The organism is Olsenella phocaeensis, assembly GCF_048189965.1.
Lineage (GTDB): Bacteria > Actinomycetota > Coriobacteriia > Coriobacteriales > Atopobiaceae > Olsenella_I > Olsenella_I phocaeensis.
The window spans coordinates 80156-96190 of sequence record NZ_DBEZHV010000013.1 but is presented as its reverse complement, the minus strand read 5'-3'; the positions used below and the strand labels follow the sequence as shown (position 1 = coordinate 96190).

Sequence of the window (16035 nt, the reverse complement as noted above, 5' to 3'; positions counted from 1 at the left end):
GAGACATGCTCCGCATCTACGAGGTGGGCGGGCTGACCTTCCAGTACGAGGAGGGATGGCAGCCCTCCGGGGCGAGGCCGGCCGGGGACGGGCGGGAGACCGCCAAGCCCAAGGCCGCGAAGCACCGCAACAAGGCCCGCAAGGCCGCGAACAAGGGGGCGGGCGAGGATGCCTAGCGCCTACCGATATGAGGTCGACGGCGAGCTGCCGCCCATCATGACCCCCGACGAGTTCGCAGCGGCAACGGGCGGGACCCTCAGCGCGACCGCCGAGACGGTCGACTGGGCGCTCGGGGCGTACTCGGACGCCATCCGCCGGCAGTGCGGGTGGCACGTCGCCCCCTCGCTGGCGTGCGCCTACGTCGCGGACGGCGGGCGGCTGATACGGCTCCCCGCCATGTCGGTCTCCTCGGTGGACTCCGTGTCCGTGGGAGGCGAGGCAGTCGACCCCGAGTGCTACGAGTGGAGCCAGGACGGCCTGGTGCGCTTCGTGCGGCCCTGCGCCGCGCTCCGGGCGGGCTGGCGCGGCGTCACCGTGCGCTACGTCGCCGGGTCAGACGCGATGGGAGCGCTGCAGTCGACGCTCGTCGCCCTCGTCTCGGAGTTCCTCGTCGGGCACCCCGGCATCAGCAGCCAGACGGCGGGCGGGACGCAGGTGAGCTACAGCGCCCAGCAGGGCGTCATGGCGCACTCGGCGGAGCTCACGCCCTACAGGCTGGTGACCTAGCATGCCGATGCCGATGTGGAACCTGGTCGCGATCGCCGTCGCGCGGCCCGGCAAGAGGGTGTCGCGTGGCACGGAGGTGGCGGACTGGTCAAAGCCAACGAAAGCCACCATCTCTGGCTGCTGGGTGGGCAACCCCCAGACGTCCACGGACAAGACGCAGACCGCCATGCCCGCCACGTCCAGGGCGACGCTCTACCTGCCGCCCGGGGCCGACGTGCGCAAGGGGGACAGGGTGACCTACGCGGGCCGCGACTACGCCGTGGACGGCGAGCCGATGGCCTACCCGTCGCCGCTCGGCGGCGTCGACCACCTCGAGGTCCCGCTCGTGGATTGGAGCGCCAATGGCTGAGAGGGTCGGGGGCTTCCGGCTCGAGCTGGACCACGAGGGCATCCGCGAGCTCCTGCAGTCGCCGGAGGTCGAGTCGGCCGTCCGGGAGAGCGCCGAGCGCATCGCCGCCGTTGCGGGGGACGGCTTCGAGGTCGGCAACGCCTACCACGGAGACTCGCGCGTTGTCGTGTCCGTGCGCGCCATGACCAGGGAGGCCAAGGTGGCCGAGGCGACCGACAAGACGCTGACGCTGGCGGTGCAGGCATGCAGAGCATGACGGTGCCCAGGGACGGCGAGTGGCTCATGGCGCGGGACATCGCCGAGGCGACTGGGATCGCGTGCGTCGCGCAGTACCCCGAGGAGGTCACCGGGGAGCCGCTTGCCCACGTGCGCCAGGTGGGGTGCGTCCCGGTCACGGCGGTCACGTGGGAGCACGACTGGTCGATCGACGTGTGGGCGGGCGCCGGGGACGACTACGCCGAGGCCACGCAGGCGGCGTACCGCATCGCAGGCGCCATCTCCGCCATGGCACGGCGCACGCCCGCGAGCGGGAACACCTGGCACGACCCGTCCGTGACCTCCGTCTACCCGAACCCAGACCCAAACCATCCCGGCGTGCCGCGCGTGACCGTGGCCGCCAACGCCGCCCTGCGCGGCGCAGAGCAGTAAGGAGAACGAATGGGCAAAGAGGACAGCAACAAGGTCTACCTGCCGGTGACCGGCGAGGTCAACGTCGGCCTCCCCGGCAAGGCGAAGGCCCCGACCGACGCTCGCTCCGAGCTGGACAAGGCCACGTGGCCGGACGCGCTGGGCTACGTCGGCGCGGACGGGCTCGCCGTCTCCGGCCTCATCGAGGCGGGGGACGCGCTGCGCGACTGGTGGAAGAAGAAGATCCGCGTCGTGCCCGGAGAGGCCGACCCGTCCATCACGCTCCCGTCCATCCAGGTTGACTCCACCATGGCCAAGATGCTCGTGGGAGACGGCAACGTGAAGGTCACCCCCGCCACGGCCGAGCACGGCGAGGTCATCGACATGGGGTTCACCGGCAAGCCGGGCCCCGAGCGGTCGCTCTGCTTCTCCATGAAGGACGGCAACCGCCGCATCCGCGTCTACGTGTACGACGGCCAGGTCACCGAGCTGTCCGACGTGAGCTTCAAACCGGACGACAACACCTACTCGATGACCATCTCGCTCAACAAGGCGCCCGACGGCTGCTACGTGCACTTCATCTACGACGACGGCGTCGTGACGGGAGCGTAGGACATGGCTGACACCTTCCAGCTCGTCCGCCACGAGGCGGAGACGTTCGACTTCAAGGTGGGCGAGGGCGGCCCGTACTCCGTGCCCAAGTACCGCTGCATCAGCCTGTCCGAGGCGCTCGCCCTGCGGGGCAGCTCGGACAACGTCGAGGCCACCGCCGGCATGCAGGCGTTCTTCGAGCGACACGCGCCGGGGTGCACCGAGGGGCTCACCATCGGGGACTTCGGGGCGCTCGTCAAGGCGTGGGTCGCCGACTCCGGCATGAAGCCGGGGGAATCGCAGGCCTCGTCCGCCTAGACGAGGAGACGGACGGGGCGCTCGACTGCGACCTCATGGCCACGCTCGGCATCCGCCTGCGCGACGTGCCCGCCACCATCGGCTGGGACGGCCTCTCCCTCCTCGTTCGGCACCTCCCCGTGGGGTGCGCGACGTGGAGGGCCCTGAACCCCGGCATGGAGCGCTGGTCGTCCACGACCATGACCAACGTCATCCTCGCCGACGTATTCGACGCCGTCATGGAGGTCGCCTACGCCACGGCCCAGACGCACTCCAGGGCGAGGGTGCCGAAGCCGAGGCCCTACCCGCGCCCGTGGGCGGACGCCTCGCCCGGCGAGCGCAGCGTGGGCAGCGGCGCCATACCGTCGAACGAGTTCCACGCCTGGTACTACGGAAGCGACTAGGGGCCTCCCCCAGGAGGCCCCTTCTCACGTGCATGGGAGGTTCACATGGCAGACGGCGCGAACGTCGCGAACGCCTACGTGCAGATCATCCCGTCGATGCAGGGCGCCCAGCAGAACATCTCGGACGCCCTGTCCGGCGCCGTCGAGACCGCGGCCGACGCGGCCGGCTCCAAGGGCGGCGAGGGCATCGGCTCCGCCATCACCTCCGCGCTCTCCGGCCTGGGCTCGCAGTTCGCGGCTGTCGGCGGCGACGTGGGCACCTCCCTCTTCGACGGCATCAGCGCCGTGGCCAGCGGCGCGGGCGGCGCGGCGGTCGTGGCGTCCGTCGCGGCGCTGGGCACCGCCGTCGGCGCCGTCCTCCTGGGCGTGGGCGGGCAGTTCGACGAGCTGAACGACTCGATCCAGATCTCGACGGGCGCGAGCGGCGACGAGCTGCAGGCGCTCGCGGACACCGCGACCTCCGTCTTCACCTCCGTCCCCACGTCCATGGAGACGGCAGGCGGCGCGGTCGCCGCCTTCTCGCAGCGCATGGGGCTCTCGGGCGACACGCTGCAGGAGGTCGCCAGCAAGGCGGCGAGCCTGCAGAACGTCGTGGGCGACGTGGACCTGGGCAACCTCACGGGCATGTTCAACGAGTTCGGCGTCTCCGGCGAGCAGGCCGGGGTCGAGATGGACTACCTGTTCGGGGTGACCCAGCAGACGGGCATCGGCTTCAACGAGCTCGTCGGGATCGTGCAGGGCGCGGGCCCCGCCATGCAGCAGCTCGGGTTCAGCCTCAACGACACCGCCGACTTCGCGGGGCAGCTCGACAAGGCTGGCATCAACGCCAGCCAGGTAATGGGCAGCATGAAGAAGGCCCTCTCGTCCGTCGCCGAGGAGGGCGGGGACGTGCAACAGACGTTCCACGACTCCGTGGACGCCATCCAGGGGTTCGTCGCGGCGGGAGACGACGCCAGCGCCATCGCCGCGGCGAAGGACATATTCGGCGCGCGCAACGCGCCGCAGTTCGTCGCCGCGCTGAAGAGCGGCGCCGTGAGCCTCGACCAGCTGGGGCAGTCAGCGCTGGGCGCCTCGGGCGACATCGAGGCGACCGAGGAAGCCACGATGGACTGGCCGGAGCAGTGGCAGCTCATCCAGAACGGCATCACGGCGGCCCTCGAGCCGCTCGGGTCGGCCGTGTGGTCCGCGGCATCGTCCGCCATGCAGGGGCTGTCCGACGCCATGTCGTGGCTGTCGCAGGCGGCGCAGCCCGTGACCGACGCCGTGGGCCAGCTCGCCTCAGGCGCACTCGCGCAGATGCAGCCGGTGTTGCAGCCCGTCGTGGACGCCCTGGGCAACCTCGGGGCGTCGATACTGCCTGTCGTGAGCGGCGCCCTCTCGGCCGTGGGCGGCGCGCTGCAGGTGGCCGGGGCGCTGTTCTCAGCGCTGTTCTCGTTCGTCTCGCCCGTCGTATCTGTCCTCGCGGGCGCGCTGTCGGTCGCCATCAACGCCGTGGCCGGCCTCTTCTCCGTGCTCGGCGCAGCCCTCGACGCCGTCGGCTCGACGTTCTCGACGGTGGCTGGTGCAATCCAGGGCGCGTGGTCGCCCATCGCGGGTTTCTTCTCGGGCGTCGTGAGCGGAATCACGGGGGCGTTCTCGGGCGTCTCCGCGGCGCTGCAGGGACCTTTCGACGACGCGGTGAGCGCCATAAGCTCCATCCCCGGCAAAATCGTCGGCTTCTTCAGCGGCATCGGCGACCGCATCACGTCCGCCATCGGCTCGATTCACTTCCCGCAGCCCAGCGTGAGCTGGGAGAGCCTGCAAGTGGGGCCTGCCTCCATCCCCATCCCCCACGTCTCGTGGTACGGGGCGGGCGGCCTCTTCGACGGCGCGTCCCTCATCGGGGTGGGCGAGCGCGGGACCGAGCTTGCCTGGCCTTCCTACGGACCGTACCTCGACAAGTACGGCGCGGCGATCGCGAGCCACATGGACGCGCCCGGCGAGACGCTCGACTACGACCGTCTCGCCGCCGCCGTGGCTAGGGAGGTCGGCAGGCTCCGCATCTACCTTGACAAGAAGGAGCTCGTGGGCGGCATCGCCGACGAGATGGACGCCGAGCTCGGCAGGATAGGGGCGCTGGCGTGAGCGAGACGGAGATGGAGGTCTGGGTGGACGGCACGCCCCTGTGCGAGACCTACGGGCTCGTCCTGGCCGAGTGGTCCGACGAGCCCCCGAAGGTCAGGGAGAGCCGCGTCGAGATCATGGGGCGCGACGGCACGCTCGACCTCACCGAGGCCGTCACCGGGTGGCCGACGTTCGGCGACCGCAGGGTCACCGCCACCCTCTACGTCAGGGACCCGGTGGGCCCCGCGGCGTCCGTGCGCGTCCTCGCCCGCCTGAGGTCGCTCCTGCACGGCAGGCGCCACGAGCTCGTGACCTCCTGGGAGCCGGGCGCGACCTACAGGGGCCGGGCGTCCGTGTCGCAGGAGGTCTACCAGACCACGGCGGCCATCACGCTGGAGCTCACCTGCGAGCCCTTCAGGAGCCTCGGCACGAGGGTCTTCGTCGCCAACGCCGCCGGCGGCATCGAGGTGTCGCTGCCCTGCGGCGACATGCACGTGCAGCCGGTGGTGGAGGTGTCCCGCGAGTGCGTCCTCGACGTCGGGGACAGGGAGTGGGTGCTCCAGCCCGGCTCCTGGACCCTCGACGACATGTGGCTCAGCCCCGGCGACAACCGCGTGGCCATCGACACGACGCCCGGGATGGGCGACGACGCCTGGCAGGGGTTCGCCGACTCCTGGGACGCGCACCGGGGCATGTGGTGCGCCATGGCCACCGCCTCCTCGCCCCTGCAGGAGTTCCCGGCCTGGCAGGGCATGGGAGCCTGGTGGGACGTGGAGGACCGCAGCTGGGACTCGCTCGCCTTCCCGCTCGACACGTCGGGCGGCGAGTACAACGTCTACTTCGCGTACGAGTGGAAGGAGCTCTAGATGAGCACCAAGACAGCGAGCATGAAGCTCGTGAAGCCGGCCATCACGGACAAGGTCCAGCAGACCATCGCCGATCTCGCGTCGAACTTCGACTGGATCGACAGGATGTGGCCCGTCGGCTCGATCTACATGAGCGCCGCCGCGACCAACCCGTCGACCTTCCTGGGCGGCACCTGGGCGCGCATAGAGGGGCGCTTCCTCGTCGGCGCGGGATCCGACTTCGCGGCGGGCACCACGGGCGGGCAGAGGACCATGGGCGTCCACCGCTCCGGCGAGGAGGTCGCGGGCTACGGCCTCACGCAGACGGGCGGCTACAAGGACCGCGTCGTGGTCGCGGGCGAGGACTACTCCGGGAAGATCCTGCCGCCCTACCTCTCCGTCTACATCTGGAAGAGGACGGCGTAGGGTGTACCGCCTCAGCTACGCGGGGAAGACCCTGCACGACCCGAGGCTGCCCGACCGCGTCGTGACGTCGTGCGACTGCAGGCTGACCGTGAGCGAGCCCGGCAGCCTCACCTGCGACGTGCCGCCCACGCACCCGCTCTCGGGCACCTTCGAGTGCTACGACCCCTCCCGCGAGGTCGTGCTCGAGGAGGACGGCGAGGAGGTCTTCAGGGGGCGCATCACCTCGGTCAAGCCCTCCGTCGACGGTACCGAGAGGCTCACCTGCGAGGGGCAGCTCGCCTACCTCTCCGACTCCCTCGTGCGCCCCTACGGGACCTACGCGGACGAGTCCAAGGGGTGGAAGGTGACCCCGTCCAGGTCGCTGCGCGAGGTGGCCGCGTTCTACGTGGACGAGCACTCCCGCCACAGCGACGGCACGCAGGCCTTCCGCGTCCGCAAGAACGAGCTGCCGGACACGCAGGTGACGCGCTCCTCGACCCAGTGGCCCAAGACCATGGCCGAGATAGAGGACAAGGTCCTCTCCGGCGGCTACCAGGTCGTGGCGGGCCACGACGGCCTGGGGCGCTACGTCGACTTCCTCGCCGAGGGGTACGGGGACAACCCGCAGGTGGTCGAGTTCGGCGAGACCATCACCCAGTTCTCCGACGTGACCGAGGCCGAGGACCTCGTGACCTGCGTCGTCCCGTACGCGAGCTACCAGGACGGCAAGAGGACCGTCCAGCTGACCCTCGACGGGGTCGAGGACGGCGAGTTCGGCAGCGGCTTCCACGTCGAGGGCGACGCCATCATGTCCAACGAGGGCGTGAGGCAGCACGGCGTCGTCTGCGCGCGCAGGTCGTTCGACGGGTGCAGGACGGCCGCCCAGCTCGCGGCGAGGGCGGCCGAGTGGCTCTCGGGCGCCCACTCCCTCGTGGAGTCGGTGAGCGTCTCCGCCGTCGACCTGCACAAGCTGGACCCCACCGTCCCGCCGGTCAGGCTGGGGCAGTGGGTGCGCGTCAAGGCCCGCCCCTTCGGCGTGGACGAGCGGCTCATGTGCATGCAGGTGCGCGTCGACCCGCTCTCCCCGGACGGCTGCACCTACCAGCTCGGGGCGACCAGGCGCACGCTCACCCACCAGCAGGTGGCCCGCCAGCGCAAGGTCAGGCGCGAGCTCTCGGACGGCATAGAGGCGGCCGCCGCCATCTCCGAGGAGGCGAAGGCGGCCGCCATCGTGGCCGGTCGGGCGGGCGACGAGGCGGCGCAGGCGGCCGCCAGGGCCGTGCGCGGCGTCGTGGTCGAGTTCGCGGTCGGCGACGACCCGGACGTCGCGCCGGCGTCGGGATGGTCCGAGGCGACCCCCGCGTGGGTGGAGGGCAAGTACGTCTGGCAGCGGACCACGGTCACCTCGGCGGACGGGACGCAGCGCGTCACCATGGCCTGCATCCAGGGCGCGAAGGGCGAGGACGGGGCGCGGGGACCCGCCGGCGACCCGGGCCCCCAGGGATCGCCCGGCCCGCAGGGCGACCAGGGCCCCGCCGGCGAGGCAGGCCCGCGGGGAGACCCCGGGCCCCAGGGCGACCCGGGGCCGCGGGGGGCTACCGGCGAGGCGGGGCCGCAGGGTCCGAGGGGGGCCACCGGCCCGCAGGGTCCGACCGGGGCCAGGGGCGAGGACGGGCGGACGCTCGTGGCGACGAGCGCCACCGCCGCCGGCGTCGCCGCCAAGGTCGCCGTCCTCAGGTCCGGGAGCCTCTCGCTCGCGCCTGGCGCGTCCGTCTCGGTCGTCTTCTCGCAGGCCAACACGGCGGAGGGCCCGACCCTGGACGTGTCCGGGACGGGCGCCTTCCCCGTCAGGACCAACGGGACGCCCTACGCCTACTGGGTGGCGGGGACCGCCGTGAGCTTCGTCTTCGACGGCACGTACTGGCAGGTGTGCTCGGTGCCCGTCTACGCGTCCACGGTCACGGTGGGCAACCCGGCGGGCGGCAACGTCTACATCGACTCCGACTCGGTGGACGTGCGCGTCGGGTCGACCGTGAGCTCGAGCTTCTCGGAGGACGTGGTGGAGCTCGGCAAGTCGTCCCCGTCGGCCCTCGTGGACTTCTGCGGCGGGCACGGCGAGATACGCTACGACGAGTCCTCCGGCCAGCTCGCCCTGATACCCAAGAAGAGGAACTCGGCGGGTGACGCCGCCGTGCTCCTCTCGGCGGGCGTCGACTCGGGCGGGAGCCTGCTCGACGGCGGCATCGCCATGGCGTCGGACTCCTCCGGGAGGAGCGTCGCGTACCTCAACTCGACGAGCGTCAACGTGAACGGGACCGTCGCCCCGACGTCCAGGCTCAGGTGCCTGCTGGAGGGGAAGCTCCAGGCCGCGAGCGACGTCCAGCGCCCGGCGGACGCCAACACGGCGGTGGCGGCGAACACGGGCGTCTTCGGCATGAGCCTCTTCCAGGCGTCGTCCTCCATGAAGTCGAACAAGCCGCCCACCGACGGCTTCGTGGCCCACTTCTCGTGGGACAACGCGGGCAAGCACGACCTGCAGGCCGCGCTCGGCAACGCGTACGGGAGGCCGTCCCTGCACATGCGCTGCCAGAACGGCGGCGCATGGTCCGGCTGGCTGCCGCCGAACGGCCCCTTCGTCATCTTCGACGGGGCCGCCACGGGCGACTTCAGCCTGACGGCGTCAGTGTCGCAGTTCACCCACGTCGAGGTCCTCTACCACGACAACGCGGGCATCTACGGCTCGGTGAGGCTCTACAAGCCCGACGGCAAGACCTTCTACATGAGCACGTACAAGAACGCCACGGACCTCTGGGCGCAGCTGTCGTACAAGGCCATGACCATCAGCGGGAAGAGCGTCACCCTCGCGACCGTGCAGGGCCAGGCGCAGCGCGGCTACGCGAACATCCCCTGCAAGTCCGGCTACGCCGTCGCGGGCGACCACAGCGCCGACTACTTCACCGTCGTGCGCGTCGAGGGATACAGGTACTAGGGAGGCACGCATGCTCTACGGGGTTCTGAGCGACGGGACGGTGACGCTCACCGTCCCGAGCGAGGGGAAGCCGGTGATCGAGTCCGTCGAGCCCGAGGCGCCGGAGGGCTACGTCTCGACGATGGGCTGGGAGGAGACGGGCACCGAGATCAGGCAGACGTGGGCGCTTGGCCTCTCGGACGACGCCAGGAGGCTCAGGGATGAGATAGAGGCGCTCCCCGACGACGTGGCGGCGCTGATACCGTCCGCGTACGGGCGATTCGAGGAGGGGAGGACGTACGGGAGGGGAGAGCGCTTCAGGGTCGGCGAGACGCTCTACAGGGTGCTGCAGGACTACGACTCGAGGGCGTGGCCCGACCCATCGGCGGTCCCGGCCCTGGTGACCAGGGTCAGCCCCGGGCAGTCCGGCGAGGTCGGCAAGTGGGTCCAGCCCACGAACGAGTCGCCCTACATGAGGGGCGACAGGGCGGAGAACCTCGGGAAGATCTGGGAGTCGGCCATCGACGACAACGTGTGGGAGCCGGGGGCGCCGGGCGTCGACGAGCGCTACTGGACCTGCCTCGGCGACGCCTAGGAGGTCATGTGAGCCCCCTCACTTTCGAGCAGCTCGTGGCGCTGCTCTCGGTCGTATTCGCCGCCGCCACGATCGCGCTCACCATCCGCCGGGACGGCATGGGGGAGCGCGAGAGGCAGGCGGCCAGGGCGGCCGAGCAGCAGGTCGTCACCGACCAGCTCGCGAACATCACCGACATGGCGCGCGAGACGCGCGACACCGTGCGCGACATGAGCCGACAGCTCACCGACCACAGCCGGGAGCTCGCGCGCGTCGAGCAGCGCATGGAGGACTACGGGCGGCGCATCGAGGCCATCGAGCGCCGCTGCGAGGGCTGCCGCATCGGCGGCAGCGAGTAGACGGGAGAAGGACATGTTACAGATCACGAACGGCAAGTGGTGGGCGGCGGCCGGGGTCCGCTGCCTGAAGACCGGCGCGCAGACCCTGGCGTCCCTCATCGGGACCGGCGCGGTGGGCGTCCTCGACCTCGACTGGCCCCAGATGCTCGGCGTCACGGCCACGGCGATGGTGCTGTCGCTGCTGACCTCGCTGGCGGGCCTGCCCGAGGTCGGCGAGGGGGCGGAGTAGCCGATGCTCGGCATCGACGTCAGCAGCCACGACAGGTGGCCGTTCAAGCCCAACACCGAGGGAGCCTACCGGGAGTCCGACTTCCTCATCGCCAAGGCGACCGAGGGCACGGGGTACGTCAACCCGCACTTCGCCCGTGCCATGGGACGCGCCGAGGCGGACGGGAAGCTGCTGGGCTTCTACCACTACGCGAGCGGCGGGGACCCCGTGGCCGAGGCAGGGCACATGCTCTCCGTGGCCTCGCCGTGGGTCGGCAGGGCCGTCCCGTGCCTGGACTGGGAGGAGGGCGGCAACGGCTCCTGGGGCGACGACTCCTGGTGCCGCCGCTTCTGCGAGGCGGTCCACGACCGCACGGGCGTCTGGCCCATGGTCTACGTGCAGGCGTCGGCGCTCTGGCAGGCGGCCTCGTGCCACCCCGAGTGCCCGCTCTGGGTCGCGGGCTACCCCGACCTGCGCAACAGCTTCGACGTGCCCAGGTTCCGCTACGGCACCGGACCCTGGGACTCCTACACCGTCTGGCAGTATTCAAGCTCGGGCGGCCAGACGGACCGCGACGTGTCCGGCCTCTCGCGCGACGAGTGGCAGGCCATGTGCGGCGGGGCGCCGGCAAGGAACACTGCGAAAGAGGAGGAAGACATGCCCATCAACTGCGTGCTGCAGCTGGACGACCGCCCGTGCCTGACCTACTTCGACGGGCACGAGCTCAGGGACGCCGGGCATCCCGACGAGATCGGGGCGCTCAACCAGGCGTACCGCGCCGCCGTCGGGCGCGACATACCGTGCCTCAAGCTCGGGACCAAGAGGGCCCCGTGGGGCAAGAGGCTGAGCGACCTGCTCGCCAGGGAGAGGGTGGTGCTGTGAGCGGAGCGGACGAGGTCAGGGAGGCCGTCGGGGAGCTGGTCAACGGAGGCCCCGACCCCATCCCCGAGGGCGAGTTCCGCGAGATGACGCTCGAGGAGGCCCTGGGGGTCTACGACGGGGGCGGCCAGGATGCCGGGGAGTGACGGGGCCCCGCGCTGCCCGCTCTGCGGCGGAGCCATGCGCCTCGTGCAGACCGACAGCGCGGGAGGCCGCGAGACCTGGCACTGCAACCGCTGCCTGCACGAGGAGACGAGGCGCGCGCTCTGGCACCTCACCGTGTGGCGGCGGCAGCCCGGCGGCACCGGCCACGAGCGCTACCGCGACGCCGACTTCAGGACCCGCGCCGCGCTCTGCGCGTGGATGCAGCGCCACGTCCGGGCCGCGCAGGTCACGTGGTTCGAGCGCGAGCGAAGGTGCTCGGCGGTGGTCGGGCCGGGCGGCGTGACGCCCTGACGGGACCGTCCCGTCATGTCCCATCAAGGCCCGTCTTTTGTCCCAACCTTGTCCCAACAGACGATGAGACTGCCCCCGTCCTCCTCAGGGAGGGCGGGGGCAGTCTCGTGTCCCTAGCGTGTCCCAACCGTGTCCACCAGCGCATAGCTTACGTGGCGTTATGCCAGCTACAGCAAGTAAATCGCACTTATGCATCACTACATTACTTGCATAAACTAATCAAAAGTTACGACGAGTAGCGCCTACTTCGTCGAGCTCGCCCTCTAGGCGAGAGTGACACAGCGTCCGCTCCGGGGGCCGCTTCCAGCTTCAGACTGGGGGCGGCCCCTCGCCGTATGCGCACGCCCCCCGGCGCGTCGTGCCCGCCGCGCGCCAGGACCCGCCGGCGGCGCGGCGAATGCGCGCCCCTCTCGCCTGGTTAGTGCGCACGAACTTGGCAATACGCCGCGAGAGGCGCGATGGGGTGGGTCGCGTCCCGCCTGGACATTATGTCCGCCCATCGGACGGTTGCCCCAGCCCATTGCGGACCTGCCGTCCAGCAATGCGAACCGTTTCGGATCGCCTCTTGCTGCTGGCTATCTTCTAGCTGGAGGGAAGACACGGAAGGCCGAGGTGTCGGAAGCAAGTACACTCGCTGCCTGGTGGGCGTCTCCATCGCCAACGCGGTCGCGGGCCTGTTCATCGGCATAACGCACGTGTACTTCTACAACATGGGCGCCACCTCGATCCTGAGCCTGCTCAACTTCATCGCCCCGGACAAGCCCATGAACGTCGTCTTCGCGGCCATCGCGGGCGGCATCGGCTTCGCGCTCTCGCTCGGCATCAACTACTTCTTCGGCGTGACCAAGGAGCAGGCCGAGGCCGGAGTCGAGAAGGCTACGGCGTAGCGTCCGAACAAGCTCAACTTCCTGGCCCACCGACAGCTTCCTGCCGGTGGGCCTCTGGCTTGTCGGTGACAAGGCGACTGGTTGCCCTGAGCGGCCGTCAATCGGCGTGAGACGACGGATCTTGTCCGCGCCTCCGCCAAGAGAGGGGAACGAATGGGCAAGAGTCAGAACGGCGTCACGGTGTTTCTCCCCCAAGACCTGAACCCGGCAGAACACGTCTTCGTGAGTCCGCGCTCGGGTGCCAAGCACCAGGCCATCACCCTGCACGACGATCCCAAGACCGGTATGAACGTGCAGCTCACGCGCTACGAGAAGGGCATGCCGCTCTCGGTTCACACCCACGAAAGCGGCAAGGGCATGTACGTGCTGCGCGGCACGCTCCACACCGATCAGGGCGACCTGCCCGCCGGCAGCTTCGTCTGGTGGAACGCGGGCACTCCGATGTTCCACGGCGCGACGGCCGCCGAGGACGTCGACGTGCTCTTCATCATGGACGGTCCCTTCGACATCTCCTACACCGGTGACGTCGAGAGGGTGTAGCAGGCCTTCGGATGCGATCGCCTCTTGGAAAAAAGGTGCGGCAAGCTTGCTGCAGGGGCGGGAGGCCGTGAACCTCTGTTCCCACTTCGCGGGTAGGGACCGTCGTCGCCGGACCGCACCCTACAATGGCAACAACAAGCAGGAGAATCGTACGTAGCATGTCACCCAGGGAGGACTCACCATGCAGGACGGCAAGGTCATCGTCGGCTACATCGGCAACGGCAAGAGCGCCAATCGCTACCATGCCCCGTACGTCCTCGACCGGAGCGACAAGTTTCGCATCAAGACGATGCAGGCCCGCCATGTCGACCACTCCGCCTGGGCGGCCATCCCCGGCGTCGAGTACGTCACGGACACGGAGGCGATCCTGGGCGACCCCCAGATCGACGTCGTGGAGATCACCACCCCCTCGGCGCTGCACTACTTCATGGCCAAGCGCGCGCTCGAGGCAGGCAAGCACGTGACGGTGGACAAGCCCTTCTCGGCCACCTACGAGGAGGCCGCCGAGCTCTTCGACCTGGCAGCCAAGAACGGCGTCACCGTGCAGTGCTACCAGAACCGCCGTTTCGACTCTGACTACCTCACGGCCAGGAAGGTCGTGGAGTCAGGCAAGCTGGGCAAGGTCTTCGAAGTCGTCACCAGCTACGACTACTGGCGCCCGACCATGATGGACGGCATGGCCAACGACCCCGTCAACAACGCCCCCTACGGACATGCGAGCCACTGTCTCGACCAGATCATCTCTTGGTTCGGGACGCCCGACCGCGTCCACTCCGACCTGCGGCAGCTCCAGGGCGCGGGCATGGTCTGCGACTACTTCGACTACGACCTGTACTACGACGAGCTGGGCGTCAAGGCCACCGCTCACGCGAACTACCGCATGGCCATCCAGCGTCCGAGCTTCGAGATCTACGGTGACAAGGGGGCGTACGTCAAGTTCGAGAAGGACCAGCAGGAGCGGGACCTCAAGCACTTCTACCTGCCCGCGGGTCATCCCGACTTCGGCCTGGACGCGCCCGAGCAGTGGGGGACCCTGCGCTACCAGGACGAGGACGGGCTGCACGAGGAGCGCGTGCCCTCCGAGCGAAGCTCCTACTCGCAGTGGTACGACGCGCTCTTCCATACCGTCGCCAACGGCGCACCCCAGCTCGTGACCCCCGAGGAGACCCTGGCGCAGATGCGCATCCTCGAGGACGGCATGGGCCAGCTGGCGTAGGAGGGGGCAGACGGGCATGGCAGAAGAGGGAGTCGTTCGCTGGGGCATCCTGGGTGCCGGCAACATCGCGCGTCGCTTCGCGAGCAGCCTGAGCAACGTGGAGGCCGCCGAGCTGGTGGCGCTGAGCTGTCGCTCAGCGGACAAGGCGCAGGCCTTTGCCAAAGAGCACGGCATCGCACCCTCCGGTGCCCTGTCCGATGAGTCGCTGGGCAGGCCGGGCGCCGCCCACGAGGCCCTGCTCGCCGACCCCAGCGTGGACGCGGTCTACCTCTCGCTCCCGCATGCCCTGCACCACGACTGGGCCATCCGGGCGCTTCGTGCCGGCAAGGCCGTGCTCTGCGAGAAGCCCGCCTGCTTGGGCGCCGAGGAGGCGGCCGACGTGGCGCGGGTGGCATGCGAGTGTGGCTCGCTCTTCATGGAGAGCATGAAGGCGCGCTTCACCCCTTGTTACCGGACGGTGCGCGAGCTGGTGGACAAAGGCGAGATAGGCGATGTGGTTCATGTCGAGACCACCCTCTGCAACGACATGCGCGAGCTCGTCCGATCTGGCAAGACGTACCACAGCAAACCCGTGGGGGGAGGGGTGCTCCTCGACTGCGGCATCTATTGCGCGAGTTGGCTCGATGACTTCCTGCCGGCGGGAGAGGCGCAGGTGACTGCCTTCGCGGGCATCGCCAATGACCAGGGCATCGACATGTACGCGAGCGCCACGCTCGAGGTCGCAGGGCTGAGCGCCACGCTCGAGTGCGCCTTCGACCGTGCGAAGCCCCGCCAGGCCGTGCTGGTGGGCACGAGGGGGCGTGTCGTGATCGAGGAGTTGCATCGCTGCCAGCGTGCGACGGTGTACGCGGACGGATGCGAGCCGCGCGTGATAGACGCCCCCTACGAGGTGGACGACTTCTACGGAGAGGCGCTGCACTTCACGAAGCTCGTAGCCGCCGGAGCAGAAGAGAGCGACGTGATGCCGCTCCAGGCTACGGTGCGTTGCGCGCGCATCGTCGACGCCGTCAAGGCTCGCTTCTCGCTTGGTCGGGACGCCTTGCGCGCCCTCGAGGTTCAGGAAGGGGCACTGCGCTGGCACGGCGAGTTCACCAGCTCCGACGCACTCGAGCTGGGCAACGCCGTTGCGCGCCTGTCGCGGGAGTACGACCGCGGCGTCACCGTGCGCGTCGTGCGCGAGCCGGACGGCCTGGCTATGTTCGAGTGGGCCGCGGACGACAAGGCGCCACGCAACCAGGAGTTCGCCCAGGGCAAGCGTCGGGCGTCTCTCGCTTGCGGCCACTCCTCGCTATGGGCTGACGTGGCCCACGAGGTGGACGGCAGCTTCCAGGACCTCGTCGACCGCAGCACACCCGACAAGTTTGGCACGCCCGAGTTCGCCTGTCCGGTGGCCGGGGCCTTCCCCATCCGAGACGAGCGCGGCGCCCTGCTGGCCACGCTCTGCGTGAGCGGCCTCCACGAGGGCCTCGACCACGAGCTTGCCGTGCGCGCCCTCGCGGAGGCGGAGGGGAAGGAATGTGGGTGGGACGTCCCCGTCTACGCCTGGCTGGCGAGGTAGCGGGTGATTGTAGGGCTGCGAAGCCGGACCCCCACGGCACGCC

General features: G+C 69.9%; 22 protein-coding genes. All 22 read left to right on the top strand.

The features are described from left to right. Positions 1-5: 5 nt before the first annotated feature. The 22 genes from ACMPH2_RS06910 to ACMPH2_RS06805 all read left to right on the top strand — a co-directional run bounded on the left by ACMPH2_RS06910 (position 6) and on the right by ACMPH2_RS06805 (position 15992). Positions 6-176 (top strand): hypothetical protein, encoded by a 171-nt coding sequence (locus ACMPH2_RS06910; RefSeq protein ID WP_417119015.1) that lies wholly within the window; start codon positions 6-8, stop codon positions 174-176. Next, positions 169-726 carry a hypothetical protein gene (locus tag ACMPH2_RS06905; protein WP_417119014.1) on the top strand — a complete coding sequence of 186 codons (558 nt, stop codon included), beginning with the start codon at positions 169-171 and terminating at the stop codon, positions 724-726. The genes ACMPH2_RS06910 and ACMPH2_RS06905 overlap by 8 nt, the downstream gene beginning before the upstream one ends. Before the next feature lies 1 nt (position 727). Continuing rightward, positions 728-1075: a hypothetical protein gene (locus ACMPH2_RS06900; protein WP_417119013.1), complete on the top strand. Its 348-nt coding sequence runs from the start codon at positions 728-730 to the stop codon at positions 1073-1075. Further along, complete coding sequence (locus tag ACMPH2_RS06895; RefSeq protein ID WP_417119012.1) at positions 1068-1331, top strand: hypothetical protein; 264 nt, start codon at positions 1068-1070, stop codon at positions 1329-1331. Before ACMPH2_RS06900 ends, ACMPH2_RS06895 begins: the two co-directional genes overlap by 8 nt. Then, positions 1319-1723, top strand: coding sequence for a hypothetical protein (locus tag ACMPH2_RS06890; protein WP_417119011.1), 405 nt, complete (start codon positions 1319-1321; stop codon positions 1721-1723). Before ACMPH2_RS06895 ends, ACMPH2_RS06890 begins: the two co-directional genes overlap by 13 nt. A 9-nt stretch (positions 1724-1732) precedes the next feature. Beyond that, the gene (locus ACMPH2_RS06885; protein WP_417119010.1) at positions 1733-2314 is read left to right on the top strand and encodes a phage tail tube protein; all 582 of its coding nucleotides are present in this window, start codon (positions 1733-1735) and stop codon (positions 2312-2314) included. Between the two features lie 3 nt (positions 2315-2317). Further along, positions 2318-2611 (top strand): hypothetical protein, encoded by a 294-nt coding sequence (locus ACMPH2_RS06880; RefSeq protein WP_417119009.1) that lies wholly within the window; start codon positions 2318-2320, stop codon positions 2609-2611. Beyond that, positions 2557-2994, top strand: coding sequence for a hypothetical protein (locus ACMPH2_RS06875; protein WP_417119008.1), 438 nt, complete (start codon positions 2557-2559; stop codon positions 2992-2994). Before ACMPH2_RS06880 ends, ACMPH2_RS06875 begins: the two co-directional genes overlap by 55 nt. A gap of 45 nt (positions 2995-3039) precedes the next feature. Next, entirely contained in the window at positions 3040-5118 is a 2079-nt protein-coding gene (locus ACMPH2_RS06870) for a phage tail tape measure protein (protein WP_417119007.1), read from the top strand. After that, positions 5115-5963, top strand: coding sequence for a hypothetical protein (locus ACMPH2_RS06865; protein WP_417119006.1), 849 nt, complete (start codon positions 5115-5117; stop codon positions 5961-5963). Before ACMPH2_RS06870 ends, ACMPH2_RS06865 begins: the two co-directional genes overlap by 4 nt. Then, complete coding sequence (locus tag ACMPH2_RS06860; RefSeq protein WP_417119005.1) at positions 5964-6368, top strand: phage baseplate protein; 405 nt, start codon at positions 5964-5966, stop codon at positions 6366-6368. It begins immediately after the preceding gene. A gap of 1 nt (position 6369) precedes the next feature. After that, positions 6370-9336 carry a hypothetical protein gene (locus ACMPH2_RS06855; protein WP_417119004.1) on the top strand — a complete coding sequence of 989 codons (2967 nt, stop codon included), beginning with the start codon at positions 6370-6372 and terminating at the stop codon, positions 9334-9336. Positions 9337-9346: 10 nt separating this feature from the next. Further along, positions 9347-9910, top strand: coding sequence for a hypothetical protein (locus tag ACMPH2_RS06850; protein WP_417119003.1), 564 nt, complete (start codon positions 9347-9349; stop codon positions 9908-9910). Between the two features lie 8 nt (positions 9911-9918). After that, complete coding sequence (locus tag ACMPH2_RS06845) at positions 9919-10248, top strand: hypothetical protein (RefSeq protein ID WP_072500384.1); 330 nt, start codon at positions 9919-9921, stop codon at positions 10246-10248. 13 nt (positions 10249-10261) lie between these two features. Beyond that, positions 10262-10477, top strand: coding sequence for a holin (locus tag ACMPH2_RS06840; protein ID WP_417119002.1), 216 nt, complete (start codon positions 10262-10264; stop codon positions 10475-10477). A gap of 3 nt (positions 10478-10480) precedes the next feature. Continuing rightward, positions 10481-11338 (top strand): GH25 family lysozyme, encoded by an 858-nt coding sequence (locus ACMPH2_RS06835; protein ID WP_417119001.1) that lies wholly within the window; start codon positions 10481-10483, stop codon positions 11336-11338. Beyond that, positions 11335-11481, top strand: a complete 147-nt coding sequence (locus ACMPH2_RS06830; RefSeq protein ID WP_417119000.1) for a hypothetical protein — start codon at positions 11335-11337, stop codon at positions 11479-11481. The genes ACMPH2_RS06835 and ACMPH2_RS06830 overlap by 4 nt, the downstream gene beginning before the upstream one ends. After that, positions 11468-11791, top strand: a complete 324-nt coding sequence (locus ACMPH2_RS06825) for a hypothetical protein (protein WP_417118999.1) — start codon at positions 11468-11470, stop codon at positions 11789-11791. Before ACMPH2_RS06830 ends, ACMPH2_RS06825 begins: the two co-directional genes overlap by 14 nt. 641 nt (positions 11792-12432) lie before the next feature. Next, positions 12433-12678, top strand: a complete 246-nt coding sequence (locus tag ACMPH2_RS06820) for a hypothetical protein (protein ID WP_009278623.1) — start codon at positions 12433-12435, stop codon at positions 12676-12678. 153 nt (positions 12679-12831) lie between these two features. Beyond that, positions 12832-13218, top strand: a complete 387-nt coding sequence (locus ACMPH2_RS06815) for a cupin domain-containing protein (RefSeq protein ID WP_417118998.1) — start codon at positions 12832-12834, stop codon at positions 13216-13218. 181 nt (positions 13219-13399) lie between these two features. Further along, complete coding sequence (locus ACMPH2_RS06810) at positions 13400-14434, top strand: Gfo/Idh/MocA family oxidoreductase (RefSeq protein WP_009278625.1); 1035 nt, start codon at positions 13400-13402, stop codon at positions 14432-14434. Between the two features lie 16 nt (positions 14435-14450). Next, positions 14451-15992 carry a Gfo/Idh/MocA family oxidoreductase gene (locus tag ACMPH2_RS06805; RefSeq protein ID WP_417118997.1) on the top strand — a complete coding sequence of 514 codons (1542 nt, stop codon included), beginning with the start codon at positions 14451-14453 and terminating at the stop codon, positions 15990-15992. Positions 15993-16035 lie beyond the last annotated feature (43 nt).